The organism is Micromonospora sp. S-DT3-3-22 (assembly GCF_015354745.1).
In the GTDB taxonomy this organism is placed as follows: Bacteria; Actinomycetota; Actinomycetes; order Mycobacteriales; family Micromonosporaceae; genus Micromonospora; species Micromonospora wenchangensis.
Window position 1 is genome coordinate 26,152 of the sequence record NZ_JACGMO010000024.1, and the last position, 13,448, is coordinate 39,599.

Here is a 13,448-nt window from a genome sequence, read left to right on the forward strand (position 1 = left end):
TGGACGCTCGTGGGACACGATTGCGCACAGTGAGGCGCATGGGAAACGGACCGGCCGTTTTGTGACCTGCGCCACAAAGTGAATGCGGACGATGAGGGGCGGACCTCGCCCCCCGCGACGGTCAGCCCGGGATGTCCTCCAACAGATCGGTCACCATCGCCGCGATCGGGGAACGCTCGGACCGGTTCAACGTGACGTGCGCGAAGAGCGGATGACCCTTCAACGCCTCGATCACCGCCGTCACCCCGTCGTGCCGCCCCACCCGCAGGTTGTCCCGCTGGGCGACGTCGTGGGTGAGCACCACCCGCGAGCCCTGCCCGATCCGGGACAGCACGGTGAGCAGCACGCCCCGCTCCAACGACTGGGCCTCGTCGACGATGACGAAGGCGTCGTGCAGGCTCCGGCCCCGGATGTGGGTCAGCGGGAGGACCTCCAGGATGCCCCGCGAGGTGACCTCCTCCAGCACGTTCTCGTGCACCACCGCCCCGAGGGTGTCGAACACGGCCTGCGCCCAGGGCGACATCTTCTCCGACTCGGAACCGGGCAGGTAGCCCAGCTCCTGCCCGCCGACGGCGTAGAGCGGGCGGAAGACCACCACCTTCTTGTGCCGGCGGCGCTCCATCACCGCCTCCAGCCCGGCGCACAGCGCCAGCGCCGACTTGCCGGTGCCGGCCCGGCCGCCCAGCGACACGATGCCGATCGACTCGTCGAGCAGCAGGTCCAGCGCGATCCGCTGCTCGGCCGAGCGGCCGTGTACGCCGAACGCCTCCCGGTCGCCCCGTACCAGCCGGACGGTCTTGTCGGGCAGCACCCGGCCCAGGGCCGATCCCCGGGCGGAGTGCAGCACCAGGCCGGTGTGGCAGGACAGGCCGGCGGCGGCGTCCAGGTCGAGGCAGTCCCCGGCGTAGAGCCGGCCGATCTCGTCCTCGCCCAGCTCCAGCTCGGCCATCCCGGTCCAGGTCGGGTCGCTGGCCTGGCCGTGCCGGTACTCGTCGGCCCGCAGCCCGACCGAGGCGGCCTTGACCCGCAGCGGCATGTCCTTGCTGACCAGCGTCACCTCCCGCCCCTCGGCGGCCAGGTTCAGCGCCACCGACAGGATGCGCGCGTCGTTGGACTCGTTGCGGAACCCGGGGGGCAGGACGCCGTCGTCCGAGTGGTTCAGCTCCACGGTGAGCGTGCCGCCGGACTCGTTGGCGGGCACCGGACGGTCCAGTCGACCGTGCCGGACCCGCAGCTCGTCGAGCATGCGCAGGGACTGGCGGGCGAACCAGCCCAGCTCCGGGTGGTGTCGTTTGCCCTCCAACTCCGAGATCACCACGAGCGGCAGGACCACCTCGTGCTCGGCGAAGCGGTGGAAGGCCGCCGGGTCGGACAGGAGCACCGACGTGTCCAGAACGAACACCTGGCCGGCTGGGCCGGGCTCCTCGGGGCCGGGCGGGGCGGCGGCCGCCGGACGGCGGCTCCGGGTGGCTCGGCGGGTCGTGGCAGTCGCGGCCGGGATCTGGTCGACACCGGCGGGCGTACGGCGAGTCGTCACAGGCCTGCTCCGACGGACGGGCATCCGCCATCCGCGTTCCGCCTCCTCCGGTGCCCGGGGACACGGGGTCGGATGCGGAACCCCGTGCGCGAGGTCGCAGATCCGGGCGGCCGGCTGACCCGGGAAAACCCCGGGTCATGCCTAGACGCTAGCGGCGCCGGGCCGCCTCGGCTAGAGGGCGGACGAGGATCTCCCCCGCACCGGGCACGCCCCGCCCGGCGGGCGGCGCGGACCGGCCGGGATGCCTGCCCCCTGCGCGCATCCCGGCCGGTGCAACCGCGTCACCGGTCGACGCGGTCGGTGTCGGCACGCCGTACCGACGGCTCCCGGCCCCCGTGGGTTCAGCCGGGCCGGCGGACCAGGGTGCCGGTCGGGTGCCGATCGGCGACCGGGCCCGGCGGGCTGGCGAACGAGGAGCCGGTGTACGTGGTGCCCTGGCGGACCGCGGTGGTGGGACGCCGCGCGGCGTTGGCCGGCACGGCCGGGGCGGTGAGCGCCGAGGCGAGCACGGCCTGGGCGTCGCGCCGCCGACGGTTCCAGGCCCCCCGGTCCCCGTCGAAGTAGCCCTGCCGGTAGCCGAAGCGGTACCCGATCCGGTAGCTGAGCTGACCGTGCAACCGGCCGGCGGCGTAGCTGGTCGCCCCGAGGACGAGGACGAGGAACAGGGCGAGCAGGGGGCTCATCGGGCGGCTCCGGTGGGCCGCGCCGGCCGGGTCACCGGTCCTCCGGCTCGGCCGGGCTCGGGTCGACGACCAGCAGCCGTTCCAGGTCCTCGGTGCTGACCTCCTCGACCAGTTCGACGCTGATCCGGCAGCCGTCCAGGACGACCTCGGCCATCGAGGAGCGGCGGATCTCGCCACCGGCGTCGTAGACCCGGACGCTCATCTCCGGGCAGCCGAGATGGGTCCGCCAGGCGTTCCACTCATCGCGGTCGCCGACGCTCAGTGACAGGTAGCGGCAACCCCGGGCGAGGTAGAGCCGCCAGGGCGCGCTCAGGCCGGCGGCGACCCCCTCCGCGATCAGGCCGAAGGCCTGGGCACGGGTCGCGAGTTCGGTCACCGGGTCCCCCTCGCACCGGGAGCGTGACGCATGTGAGCACTGATCGTCTCAAGCACGTGACACACCGTAGATTGTCCCATGAGCGTGACAGTATCAGTTTTTCGTCCGGTTCCCGGTTGCCTCGCTTGGCGGTATTATGCCCAGGTGAGACCCCTTCGCACCGACTCCTGAGCGGGTACGGACGACTCGATGAGGTCGTCTCACATGCGTGACAAAGATCCGCCCCGGGCAGCCCGGAGGGGCGCTGCGGTCGTACGGTTTCGGGGTGACCGAGACCGCCCCCGCCCGGAAGATCGCATTCGCCACCTTCGTTCGTCGGGCCCTCGACGACGCCCGGGCGATGCGCGCCTGGACCGGCACCGAGGTCTCCCGCCGCACCGGCGTCTCCCGTCAGACGATCAACAGGTGGGTCCGCGGCGACTGGGCCAGCGACCCGGAGGCGGAACGGGTGGTGGCGTTCTGTGAGGGGCTGGGCCTCAACCCGGCCGCCGCCTTCGCCGCCCTCGGCTGGGACCGCGCCGCCACCCCCCGGGGCGCCCCCGGCACTCCCCCGATGGACCCGGACGTCGAGGCGCTGCTGCGCCGGCTGGTCGACCCCGCCGTGTCGGACGCGGAGAAGTTCCACATCCGGGAAACCATTCGTTACCTCGCATACCGCCCCACTCTCCCGCTCGATGTCCGAAAGGGCGGAGAGCAGGCCGGGTAGTTCCTCAGATGGCGAAAGAACGCCTGAGCAGACCCGATCGTTTCGCTCCGGGCCGGCAACGGGCACGCTAGCGTCCCTATTCGTACTGCTTGGGCTCGTCGTCGGCGGGGGGACGGGACAAGGCCGAACTCAGCCCTGCGGGACAGAAGGAGGGGTCTGTCCATGACCCTGAAGTGGTGGGCAGTCGTGGTCGCGGCAGTCTCCCTGACCGCGTGCGTGACCGCGAACCTGGTGGCCGGCGTGGGCGGGAGCGGGCAGATCCCGCTGGTGTTCAACCTCTTCGCGCTGACCGTCGCCGGCACCGCCGTCGTCCTGGCGGTGGTCGCCGAACTGCACGACCGGCTCGACGACCGGGTCAGCGCGCTCACTGAGTTCCTGGTGGCGCGGCTCAACGAGATCGAGACCCGCACCGGCGACCGGAACACCGGCTTCGTCGAGGGCTACCTGCTCAACCAGGGCCAGGAGGCCACCGTGGTGCCGTTGGGTCGGCGGGGGCGGGGAGCCGCCGAACGCTGAGGGGCACTCACGGACCACACACCCCGGCGGTGTCAAGAAGCCACTCCGAAGCCACGAATCAGCCACCGCCGCCGGGGTACGCTGTCGCGCGTGCCGCCGTTGAATCTGGGTAACCAGCAGCCGCAGACCCCGCTGGATGCTGAGCACGCCTGGCGTACCACCGCCGAGCGGGCCGCCGACACCGTCCTCTTCTTCGACTTCGACGGCACCCTCGCGCCGGTCGACGACGACCCCACCGCGGTACGCCCCGCCCCCAAGGTGCTCGCCGCACTGGAGGCGCTCGCCCCGGTGGTGCAGCGGGTGGCGATCGTCTCCGCCCGACCCGTCGACTTCCTCCGTGACCACCTCGGCGGCCTCACCGGGATCGACCTCTACGGACTGTACGGTCTGGAGCACAGCCACTCCGGCGGCGAGACCGTCACCGAACCCGCCGCGCTGCCGTGGGTGCCCACCATGGCCGAACTGGCCGACCGGGCCCGCGCCGAACTGCCCGCCGGGGCGCTGGTGGAGTTCAAGCGGCTGAGCGTGGCGCTGCACTGGCGTACCGCGCAGCAGCTCGGCCCGGCGGTCGAGCAGTGGGGGCGGGCGCAGGCCGAACAGCTCGGGCTGCGGGTGCAGGCCGGCCGGATGGTGCTGGAACTCAAGCCCCCCGTCGACCGGGACAAGGGGCTGGTCATCGGCGAGGTGGTCCGGGACGCCGGCGGCGCGTGGTATTTCGGCGACGACGTCTCCGACATCAAGGCGTTCGCGGCGCTGCGCGCCCGGTCGGCCGCCGACCCGGGGTTCCTCGGCATCTGCGTGGCGGTGGCCAACCCGGAGACCGGGCGGGAGGTCGCCGAGGCCGCCGACCTCACCATCGACTCCCCCGCCGCGCTTGGCGACTTCCTCACCCGGGCCGTGCACCACCTGACCTGAGCGTGCCCGCGCGGGCGTCGACCGGGGCGCCGGGTGGACGACCCGCCGGTCGCGTCGGCGGGTCAGGTGCCGTAGCGGCGTTGCCGGGTGCCGTAGGAACGCAGGGCGCGCAGGAAGTCGACCCGCCGGAAGTCGGGCCAGTTCAGCTCGCAGAAGTAGAACTCCGAGTGCGCCGACTGCCAGAGCATGAAACCGGACAGGCGCTGTTCGCCGCTGGTCCGGATGATCAGATCCGGATCGGGCAGGCCCCGGGTGTAGAGGTGCTCGGAGATGTGGTCGACGTCCAGTGTGCCGGCCAGTTCCTCGATGGTGCCGCCCTTGGCCGCGTGCTCCACCAGCAGCGACCGCACCGCGTCGGTGATCTCGCGCCGGCCGCCATACCCGACGGCGATGTTGACCTGCGCGCCTCCGGTGCGTTCCCGGGTGCGTTCCTCGGCGGCCTTGAGCGCCTGGGCGTGCTGGTTGGGCAGCACGTCGAGCGCGCCGACCATCCGCAGCCGCCAGGGGTTGCCCTCCTCGGCCAGCTCGGTGCTGAGATCCTCGATGATCTGGAGCAGCGGGTCCAGCTCCTCCGCCGGCCGGGACAGGTTGTCGGTGGAGAGCAGCCAGAGCGTGACGTGGCCGACGCCGGCCGCGTCGCACCAGCGCAGCAGTTCCTTGATCCGCTCGGCGCCCATCCGGTGCCCGTCGTTCGGGTCGACGAAGCCCATCTCCCGCGCCCACCGGCGGTTGCCGTCGCACATCACGCCGACGTGCCGGGGCACCGGTCGACCCGCGAGCCTGGCCGTCAGCCGGCGCTCGTAGACGGAGTAGAGAAGTTTCCGCAGAGTCATCACCTTGCAGCGTAGCGACCCACACCGAACATCAGTGCCTCGGTGGCGCACTCCGCGCGTGATCAAGAGAAATACGTCGTCGGCGGGTTCGTCCACTGACGGAAGTCTCTTGATCACCGGAGCGGGGGGCGTGTGATCACCGGGGCGGGGCGTCGGGGGCGGGGGCGCGGTGCAGGGCGTAGAGGGCCAGGGTGGCCGCCGCCAGCAGGGGTGCGCCGTCGCGGACCAGACCGTCCAGGCCGAGCAGCCACCAGCACAGCGGCAGGTTCACCGCGAGCACGCCCAGGGTGATCGTCACCAGCAGGCGGCGGGCCCACCGCCTGCCGCGCAGCAGGAACGCCGTACAGAACAGCACCAGGTAGCTGACCACGATGCCGGCAGCGAACCAGGCCAGCACCACCGGTACGACGGCGAGCCGGCCGTCCAGCACCGCGCCGCCGGCCACCAGCGCCGGCACCAGCATCAACGGGCTGTACGTGAACGCGGCCACCCGGCTGGTCAGCAGCCAGCCGGTCACCGCGGGGCGTTTCGGCGCGACCTCCCGCCAGCTGATGGTGCCGCCCTCGACGACCAGGCCCTTGCGGTGGCGCACCAGGTGCCCGGCGACCGCGTCGGAGCGGTAGAGCAGCACGACCACGGCCACGCAGAGCGCGGTGAGCACGGCGAAGCCGAGCAGGCCGGGCAGCGGCGGCACGCCCTGCCGGGGCACCACCAGCCGACCGACCGCGAAGACGGTGGTCACGGCGAGGATCAGCCCGAACGGCTTCGCCCCGGCCCGCCCCCGGTTCACCTGCCCGATCAGCACCAGGAAGCCCAGCGACCGCAGCATCGCCCAGCCGGTGCGCACCGCCAGGCCGAACTCCTGCTCCGGGGCGTACCACCAGTTGAGCAGCTCGACCGCGACGGTGGCGGCGGCGGTCGACGCGAGCAGGGTGGTCAGCGCCCGGACGGCGGACGGCCGCCGGACCGGTGGGGTCACGGCGGCCGTCCTCATGGTTTCCGGTCTTGCCCGGTACGGGCGGGCGGCACACCTGCTACCGGGGCTGCTCCGCGTCGAGCCGGGCGCGCAGGGCGTCCAGCTCCGACCAGAGGACGGCCGGCAGCTTGTCACCGAACTTCTCGAACCACTCGGTGACCAGCGGCAGCTCGTCGCGCCACTCCTGCGGGTCGACCTTCAAGGCGATCCGGACGTCCTCCGGGGTCATGTCGAGCCCCTCGACGTCGAGCGCGTCGGCGGTCGGGACCATGCCGATCGGGGTCTCGACCGCGTCGGCGCTGCCCTCGATCCGCTCGACGACCCACTTGAGCACCCGCGAGTTCTCGCCGAAGCCGGGCCAGAGGAAGTTGCCCTCGGCGTCCTTGCGGAACCAGTTCACGTAGTAGATCTTGGGCAGCTTGGCGGCGTCCCCGTCGACGCCCTTGCCCATCTCGATCCAGTGGTTGAAGTAGTCACCGGCGTGGTAGCCGATGAACGGCAGCATGGCCATCGGGTCGCGGCGCACCACGCCGACCGCGCCGGACGCGGCGGCGGTGGTCTCCGAGGACAGCGTCGCCCCCAGGTACACCCCGTGCACCCAGTCACGGGCCTCGGTGACCAGCGGGATGGTGTCCCGGCGACGACCGCCGAACAGGATCGCGTCGATCGGCACGCCGTTCGGGTCGAAGTAGTCGTCGGCCAGGATCGGGCACTGCGTGATCGGGGTGCAGAACCGGCTGTTCGCGTGGGAGGAGAGCTGCTCGCTCTCCGGCGTCCAGTCGTTGCCCTTCCAGTCGATCAGGTGGGCCGGCGGCTCGCCCATGCCCTCCCACCAGATGTCACCGTCGTCGGTGAGGGCCACGTTGGTGAAGATCGAGTTGCCCCGGTCCAGCGTCCGCATCGCGTTGGCGTTGGTCTTCCAGTCGGTGCCCGGCGCGACGCCGAACAGGCCGTACTCCGGGTTGACCGCGTAGAGGCGGCCGTCGGGGCCGAACCGCATCCAGGCGATGTCGTCGCCGATGGTCTCGACCTTCCAGCCGGGGATTGTCGGCTCCAGCATGGCCAGGTTGGTCTTGCCGCAGGCGGACGGGAACGCGCCCGCCACGTGGTAGACCTTCCCCTCCGGAGAGGTGATCTTGAGGATCAGCATGTGCTCGGCGAGCCAGCCCTCGTCCCGCCCCATCACGCTGGCGATCCGCAGCGAGTAGCACTTCTTGCCGAGCAGCGAGTTGCCGCCGTACCCGGAGCCGAAGGACCAGATCTCCCGGGTCTCCGGAAAGTGCGAGATGTACTTCGTCTCGTTGCACGGCCAGGCGACGTCGGACTGGCCGGGGGCGAGCGGGGCGCCGATGGAGTGCAGCGCGTGCACGAAGTCGGCGTCGTCGCCCATCGCGTCGAGCACGCTCGCGCCCATCCGGGTCATGATCCGCATCGAGGCGACCACGTACGGGCTGTCGGTGATCTCGACACCGAACATCGGGTTCTCGGCCTCGACCGGGCCCATGCAGAACGGGATGACGTACATCGTCCGGCCGCGCATCGCACCCCGGTACAGCTCGGTCATCGTCCGCTTCATCTCGGCCGGCGCCATCCAGTTGTTGGTGGGGCCGGCGTCCGCCTCGTCCACGGAACAGATGAAGGTGCGCTCCTCGACCCGGGCGACGTCCGTGGGGTCGGTGCGGGAGTAGAAGGAGTTCGGCTTCTTCTCCGGGTTCAACCGGACGAGGGTGCCGTTGTCGACGAGTTCGTCGGTGAGACGCCGCCACTCCTCGTCGGATCCGTCCACCCAGACCACCCGGTCGGGGGTGGTCAGTTCCGCGATCTCCCGGACCCAGGCGAGCAGCTTGGGGTGGGTCGTGGGGGCCTGATCGATCCCCCGCACAGTAGCCGGAGCAACCATGACTCATCTCCTTGTGGTCGACGCTGACCGATTTATGGGATGCACGAGTCTCGGCGGACGCGGGCCGCGTCGCCTTCGTGGAAACCTGGGATTGGCCTCAGCGTAAACCGGGCGGACCCGCGAGTCAGTGGGACTGGTTGTGAAGAACTGCACAAGGTACGGCCCGGCTGCGGTAACACGAGCTGATACCCGCTTTCACGCGCACTTTCACGCAAATCCTTCGACGAACTGTCGGCGGGCGCGGGAACGGCACCCGGACAACGGGGGAACCGGGTGCCGGCCCGGGTCGGCCCACCGCGCGCGGCGGGTCGCCGGTGGTGCCCCGTCCGCGACGCCGGTTACCGGTACGCTCGCGAGGTGGCCGCGACGATGACCGGGGACCAGCCGGGTGCCCCGCAGACCCGCCCGGGTCTGGTCCGTTCGTTGCTGGACCGGTTCGGCCACCTGCTGCGCGAGTTGAGCAAGTTCGCCACCGTGGGCGGGGTGGCCTTCCTGGTCGACTTCGCGCTGTTCAACTACCTCACGCTGGGGCGCGGAGTCGAACCGGTGACCGCACGGGTCATCTCCACGGTGATCGCGGCGACCGTCGCGTTCGTGGGCAACCGGTTCTGGACCTGGCGGCACCGGGTCCGCTCCAACCCGGCCCGCGAGTACGCGCTGTTCTTCTTCTTCAACGCGGTCGGCCTGGGCATCGCGGTGGCCTGCCTGGCGGGCAGCCGTTACGGGCTGGGCAGCATCTGGCCCGGCGTGTTCCGCACCCCGCTGGCCGACAACATCGCCAGCTACGTGGTGGGCACCGCGCTCGGCACGCTGTTCCGGTTCTGGTCGTACCGACGGTTCGTCTTCGTCGAAGCGGGAACTCCCGCCGTCACGGAGGCGACCAGCGACCCGTCGTCCGGGTCGTGACCGGTCGTCCACCCCGTCCAGCCGGAGTTCCCGGCACCCGTCCTCAGCCCTAAGGTGTTGCGCATGCGTCTTGTCCGTCTGCTGCCCGAGCGCTGGCAGAAGTTCATCCGCGAGGCGCTCAAATTCGGCATCGTCGGGGGCGTCAACACCGTCATCAATTACGCGGTGTTCAATGCTCTGGCACTCACCGTTTTTGTCGACGGTCAACTGAAGGCGACGGTCATCGCCACCATCGTGGCGACGATCACGTCGTATCTGATGAATCGTCACTGGACGTACCGGGACCGGCCGAAATCGGCCCTTCGGCGCGAGTACGCCCTGTTTTTCCTGTTCAACGGCGCCGGTCTGATCATCGAACTCGGTGTGCTCGCCGCCGCCAAGTACGGCCTGGGGTTCAACAGCCTGCTCGCGCTCAACGTGGCCAAGACCGGCGGTGTGCTGCTCGCCACCCTGTTCCGGTTCTGGTCCTACCGGACCTTCGTCTTCCAGCCGGTCCCCAAGCACGCCGAGGAGACCTGGCACTCCATCAAGCGGGACGAGTGGGACACCATGGCCGAGCTGGACCCGGTCGCCGAGCTGGCCGAATCGGTGAGCGAACTGGAAGAGGCCCAGGGCCAGGCCGAGGACCGCACCGCCCCGGTGACCGGGACGCCGGCCCCGACCGTCGAACCGGTGTTCAAGCAGGGCCGGGGCGGCACCCTCGGCCCGGCCGTCGCGGGCGGCGACCTGGACGCGGAGCTGGCCGCCGAGCTGCACGCCGGCAGCACCCGCCGCACGCCGCGCCCCTGACCGACCCCGGGGCCGGCGGGCCGGTTCCCGCGAGGATCAGCCGCTGGTGTCCCGCAACGGCTTGCCCTCCCGCATGTCGGCCAGGATGTCGCGCATCTCCCCGTCGCCCAACGTGTGCTTGTCGTGCTGCGCCTCCACCAGCTCGTAGAGGGTGGTCTGCACCCGGTCGACCCGGGGCACGTCGACCAGCACCGACTGGCCCCGTTCGCCGGCCGACTCGATGGTGAGCGTGCCGCAGCCCAGCAGCCGCTCGGTGAACCGCTGGGTCATCGAGTGGTCGTTGATCCGGGCCAGCGGCAGGTCCCGCCGGTGCCGGGAGAAGACACCCTCCTGGAGCAGTACCCGCTCGTTGGTGAACAGGTAGTGCGTGCTGCGCCAGACCAGGAACGGCCACAACCCCAGCCAGAGCACCGCGATCAGGAACAGTCCGGCGACCACGGCGAGCACGAGCGCGCCACCGTCGCCGTCGGGCAGCAGGAGCCAGCCCGCCACCACCGCCGCGACACCGAGGACCAGCACCAGGATCGGCCGCAGCAGCGCCTTCCAGTGCGGGTGCAGGTGCAGGACGACGTGCTCGTCCTCGGTGAGCACGTCTTCGGGGAACGCCACGGGAACCTCCTCGGCGACAATCGGACGCGCTGACCGTAACCGGTCGGGGCGACCCACCGGATCAGCCGGGCGGCCCGCCGTGCACCCCGCGCACGAACCGACCGCAGGGCCGTCCGGTCACCGCAGGTGCAACACGTCCCCGGCGGGCAGCCGGCGTTCCCCGTCGGCGGTGTCGACCAGCAGGTGCCCGTCGGGGTCCACCCCGGTGGCGAGGCCGGTCAGCGCGGTGCCGTCGGGCAGCAGCACCCGCACCTGACGGCCCACCGTGACGCAGGAGGCCAGGTACGCCTCCCGCAGGCCGCACGCGTCGGCGTCCCCGCCGGCCAGCCGCCACCGGTCGTACCAGTCGGCGAGGGCGCGCAGCAGCGCCCGCAGCAGCGGGTCCCGGTCGGTGGCGGTGGCCCCGGCCAGTTGCAGCGAGGTCGCCGGCAGCCCGGTCGGGTTCTCCGGCAGCTCGTCGGCGCGCAGCGTCACGTTCAGCCCGATGCCGAGCACGATCGCGGGGGGCTCCGCCGCGCCGGTGGCCGGCACCGCCTCGGCCAGGATGCCGGCGCACTTGGCGTCCCCGATCAGCAGGTCGTTGGGCCACTTCAGACCGGCGTCCAGTTCGGCCAGCCGGGAGACCGCCTCGACCAGCGCGACACCGGCGAGCAGTGGCAGCCAGCCGTACCCGGTGGGGGCGGCCGGCGGCCAGTCGCGGGCGGTGACGGCCTCGCCGGGCCGCAGCAGCACGCTCGTCGCGAGACCCGCCCGGGGCGGGGACTGCCAGGCCCGGCCGCGTCGGCCCCGGCCGGCGGTCTGCCGCTCGGCGACCACGACCAGGCCCTCCGGCTCGCCGGCCCGCGCGGCGTCGACCGCGTCGGCGTTGGTCGAGCCGGTCTCCGGCCGCAGGTCCAGCCGACGCCAGGGGCCCGACGGCGCGGTCAACGCCCGGGACAGCCGCGCCGCCGACAGCGGCGGTCGGTCCAGATCGGTGTACGGCGAACCCGGCATCCCGCCAGCCTACGGCCCGGGTCGACACCGCCGCCCGGCCCGCCTCCGGCGCAGGCCACTGAGGCGTACTGCACAGCGGCGTCGGCCTGAACCATCGTTATATTCCCAGGGTGACTACCGATACCGGGACCAACATCCACAGCACCGCGGGCAAGCTGGCGGACCTGGAGCGCCGGGTCGACGAGGCGGTGCACGCGGGCGCACGCGGCGTCGAGAAGCAGCACGCACGGGGCAAGAAGACCGCCCGCGAGCGGATCGACATGCTCCTCGACGAGGGCTCCTTCGTCGAGCTGGACGAGTTCGCCAGGCACCGGTCCACCAACTTCGGGCTGGACCGCACCCGCCCGTACGGCGACGGGGTGGTCACCGGCTACGGCACCGTCGACGGCCGGCAGGTCTGCGTCTTCGCACAGGACTTCACGGTCTTCGGCGGCTCCCTCGGCGAGGTCTTCGGCGAAAAGATCGTCAAGGTGATGGACCTGGCCATGAAGATCGGCTGCCCGGTGGTCGGGATCAACGACTCCGGTGGGGCACGCATCCAGGAGGGCGTCGTCTCACTCGGCCTCTACGGCGAGATCTTCTTCCGTAACGTGCGGGCCAGCGGGGTCATCCCGCAGATCTCCCTGATCATGGGCCCGTGCGCGGGCGGCGCGGTCTACTCCCCGGCGGTCACCGACTTCACCGTGATGGTCGACCGCACCTCGCACATGTTCATCACCGGGCCGGACGTCATCAGGACGGTCACCGGCGAGGACGTGGCGATGGAGGAGCTGGGTGGCGCGCGTACCCACAACACGCGCAGCGGCAACGCGCACTACCTCGCCACCGACGAGGACGACGCGGTCGACTACGTCAAGGCGCTGCTGTCCTACCTGCCGTCGAACAACCTCGACGAGCCGGTCGTCCTCGACGCGCCCGCCGACCTCGACGTCACCGACGCCGACCGGGACCTGGACACGCTGATCCCCGACTCGGCCAACCAGCCGTACGACATGCACCGGGTCATCGAGCACGTCCTCGACGACGGCGAGTTCCTGGAGGTGCAGCCGCTCTACGCGCAGAACATGGTGGTCGGCTACGGCCGGGTGGAGGGCCGTCCCGTCGGGGTGGTCGCCAACCAGCCCATGCACTTCGCCGGCACCCTGGACATCGCCGCCTCCGAGAAGGCCGCCCGGTTCGTGCGCACCTGCGACGCGTTCAACATCCCGGTGCTGACCTTCGTGGACGTTCCCGGCTTCCTGCCCGGCACCGGCCAGGAGTGGGACGGCATCATCCGCCGGGGCGCGAAGCTCATCTACGCGTACGCGGAGGCGACCGTCCCGAAGGTCACCGTGATCACCCGCAAGGCGTACGGCGGGGCGTACGACGTGATGGGCTCCAAGCACCTCGGGGCGGACCTGAACTTCGCCTGGCCGACGGCGCAGATCGCGGTGATGGGCGCGCAGGGCGCGGTGAACATCCTCTACCGGCAGGAACTGGCCGCCGCCGAGGACCCGGCCGCCGTCCGCGCCGAGCGGATCGCCGAGTACGAGGACACCCTGGCCAACCCGTACGTCGCCGCCGAACGCGGGTACGTCGACGCGGTGATCCCGCCGCACGAGACCCGGACCCAGATCGTCCGGGCGCTGCGGGTGCTCCGGACCAAGCGGGAGACGTTGCCGCCGAAGAAACACGGCAACATCCCGCTGTAGCCGCGCTGCTCCGGCCGG

At 71.5% G+C, this 13,448-nt stretch carries 14 protein-coding genes; 6 read left to right on the forward strand and 8 right to left on the reverse strand.

Going from position 1 to position 13,448, the window contains the following annotated elements; all coding sequences use genetic code 11:
• Window positions 1-121 precede the first annotated feature (121 nt).
• The 3 genes from H1A17_RS09810 to H1A17_RS09820 all read right to left on the reverse strand — a co-directional run bounded on the left by H1A17_RS09810 (window position 122) and on the right by H1A17_RS09820 (window position 2,596).
• Entirely contained in the window at window positions 122-1,537 is a 1,416-nt protein-coding gene (locus tag H1A17_RS09810; RefSeq protein ID WP_145917913.1) for a PhoH family protein, read from the reverse strand.
• A 341-nt stretch (window positions 1,538-1,878) separates the two neighbouring features.
• Complete coding sequence (locus tag H1A17_RS09815; protein ID WP_194821688.1) at window positions 1,879-2,220, reverse strand: hypothetical protein; 342 nt, start codon at window positions 2,218-2,220, stop codon at window positions 1,879-1,881.
• Window positions 2,221-2,251: 31 nt separating this feature from the next.
• A complete protein-coding gene (locus tag H1A17_RS09820) occupies window positions 2,252-2,596 on the reverse strand; it encodes a hypothetical protein (RefSeq protein ID WP_088643976.1) in 345 nt (114 codons plus the stop codon).
• A 265-nt stretch (window positions 2,597-2,861) separates the two neighbouring features.
• Between H1A17_RS09820 and H1A17_RS09825 the strand changes: the two genes are divergently transcribed.
• The 3 genes from H1A17_RS09825 to otsB all read left to right on the forward strand — a co-directional run bounded on the left by H1A17_RS09825 (window position 2,862) and on the right by otsB (window position 4,733).
• On the forward strand, window positions 2,862-3,302 hold the full coding sequence (locus tag H1A17_RS09825; protein WP_145917911.1) for an XRE family transcriptional regulator: 441 nt from the start codon (window positions 2,862-2,864) through the stop codon (window positions 3,300-3,302).
• Between the two features lie 162 nt (window positions 3,303-3,464).
• Window positions 3,465-3,818, forward strand: coding sequence for a hypothetical protein (locus H1A17_RS09830; protein ID WP_145917910.1), 354 nt, complete (start codon window positions 3,465-3,467; stop codon window positions 3,816-3,818).
• 90 nt (window positions 3,819-3,908) lie between these two features.
• The gene (gene otsB / locus H1A17_RS09835) at window positions 3,909-4,733 is read left to right on the forward strand and encodes a trehalose-phosphatase (protein ID WP_145917909.1); all 825 of its coding nucleotides are present in this window, start codon (window positions 3,909-3,911) and stop codon (window positions 4,731-4,733) included.
• Window positions 4,734-4,795: 62 nt separating this feature from the next.
• Here the strand turns inward: otsB and H1A17_RS09840 are convergent, their stop codons facing one another.
• The 3 genes from H1A17_RS09840 to H1A17_RS09850 form a co-directional block, all read right to left on the reverse strand.
• Window positions 4,796-5,566, reverse strand: coding sequence for an isoprenyl transferase (locus tag H1A17_RS09840; RefSeq protein WP_145917908.1), 771 nt, complete (start codon window positions 5,564-5,566; stop codon window positions 4,796-4,798).
• A 136-nt stretch (window positions 5,567-5,702) separates the two neighbouring features.
• Window positions 5,703-6,560: a hypothetical protein gene (locus H1A17_RS09845; RefSeq protein WP_145917907.1), complete on the reverse strand. Its 858-nt coding sequence runs from the start codon at window positions 6,558-6,560 to the stop codon at window positions 5,703-5,705.
• 40 nt (window positions 6,561-6,600) lie between these two features.
• A complete protein-coding gene (locus H1A17_RS09850; RefSeq protein WP_194821689.1) occupies window positions 6,601-8,442 on the reverse strand; it encodes a phosphoenolpyruvate carboxykinase (GTP) in 1,842 nt (613 codons plus the stop codon).
• Window positions 8,443-8,811: 369 nt separating this feature from the next.
• Between H1A17_RS09850 and H1A17_RS09855 the strand changes: the two genes are divergently transcribed.
• Both H1A17_RS09855 and H1A17_RS09860 read left to right on the forward strand, forming a co-directional pair.
• On the forward strand, window positions 8,812-9,348 hold the full coding sequence (locus H1A17_RS09855; protein ID WP_145922567.1) for a GtrA family protein: 537 nt from the start codon (window positions 8,812-8,814) through the stop codon (window positions 9,346-9,348).
• Window positions 9,349-9,411: 63 nt separating this feature from the next.
• Window positions 9,412-10,137, forward strand: coding sequence for a GtrA family protein (locus H1A17_RS09860; RefSeq protein ID WP_145917905.1), 726 nt, complete (start codon window positions 9,412-9,414; stop codon window positions 10,135-10,137).
• Between the two features lie 36 nt (window positions 10,138-10,173).
• Here the strand turns inward: H1A17_RS09860 and H1A17_RS09865 are convergent, their stop codons facing one another.
• Together H1A17_RS09865 and H1A17_RS09870 are read right to left on the reverse strand one after the other, a co-directional pair.
• The gene (locus H1A17_RS09865) at window positions 10,174-10,746 is read right to left on the reverse strand and encodes a PH domain-containing protein (protein ID WP_145917904.1); all 573 of its coding nucleotides are present in this window, start codon (window positions 10,744-10,746) and stop codon (window positions 10,174-10,176) included.
• A 117-nt stretch (window positions 10,747-10,863) separates the two neighbouring features.
• Window positions 10,864-11,739, reverse strand: a complete 876-nt coding sequence (locus tag H1A17_RS09870; protein ID WP_194821690.1) for a biotin--[acetyl-CoA-carboxylase] ligase — start codon at window positions 11,737-11,739, stop codon at window positions 10,864-10,866.
• A 110-nt stretch (window positions 11,740-11,849) separates the two neighbouring features.
• On the opposite strand from H1A17_RS09870, the gene H1A17_RS09875 reads away from it, so the two are divergent.
• Window positions 11,850-13,430 (forward strand): acyl-CoA carboxylase subunit beta, encoded by a 1,581-nt coding sequence (locus tag H1A17_RS09875; RefSeq protein ID WP_194821691.1) that lies wholly within the window; start codon window positions 11,850-11,852, stop codon window positions 13,428-13,430.
• The last annotated feature ends 18 nt before the right edge of the window (window positions 13,431-13,448 follow it).

Coding starts and splice junctions, on each gene's coding strand:
- H1A17_RS09870 (WP_194821690.1), bottom strand. CDS start 11,739: ATGCCGGGTTCGCCGTACACCGATCTGGACCGACCGCCGCTGTCGGCG.
- H1A17_RS09840 (WP_145917908.1), bottom strand. CDS start 5,566: ATGACTCTGCGGAAACTTCTCTACTCCGTCTACGAGCGCCGGCTGACG.
- H1A17_RS09850 (WP_194821689.1), bottom strand. CDS start 8,442: ATGGTTGCTCCGGCTACTGTGCGGGGGATCGATCAGGCCCCCACGACC.
- H1A17_RS09830 (WP_145917910.1), top strand. CDS start 3,465: ATGACCCTGAAGTGGTGGGCAGTCGTGGTCGCGGCAGTCTCCCTGACC.
- H1A17_RS09845 (WP_145917907.1), bottom strand. CDS start 6,560: ATGAGGACGGCCGCCGTGACCCCACCGGTCCGGCGGCCGTCCGCCGTC.
- H1A17_RS09815 (WP_194821688.1), bottom strand. CDS start 2,220: ATGAGCCCCCTGCTCGCCCTGTTCCTCGTCCTCGTCCTCGGGGCGACC.
- H1A17_RS09860 (WP_145917905.1), top strand. CDS start 9,412: ATGCGTCTTGTCCGTCTGCTGCCCGAGCGCTGGCAGAAGTTCATCCGC.
- H1A17_RS09855 (WP_145922567.1), top strand. CDS start 8,812: ATGACCGGGGACCAGCCGGGTGCCCCGCAGACCCGCCCGGGTCTGGTC.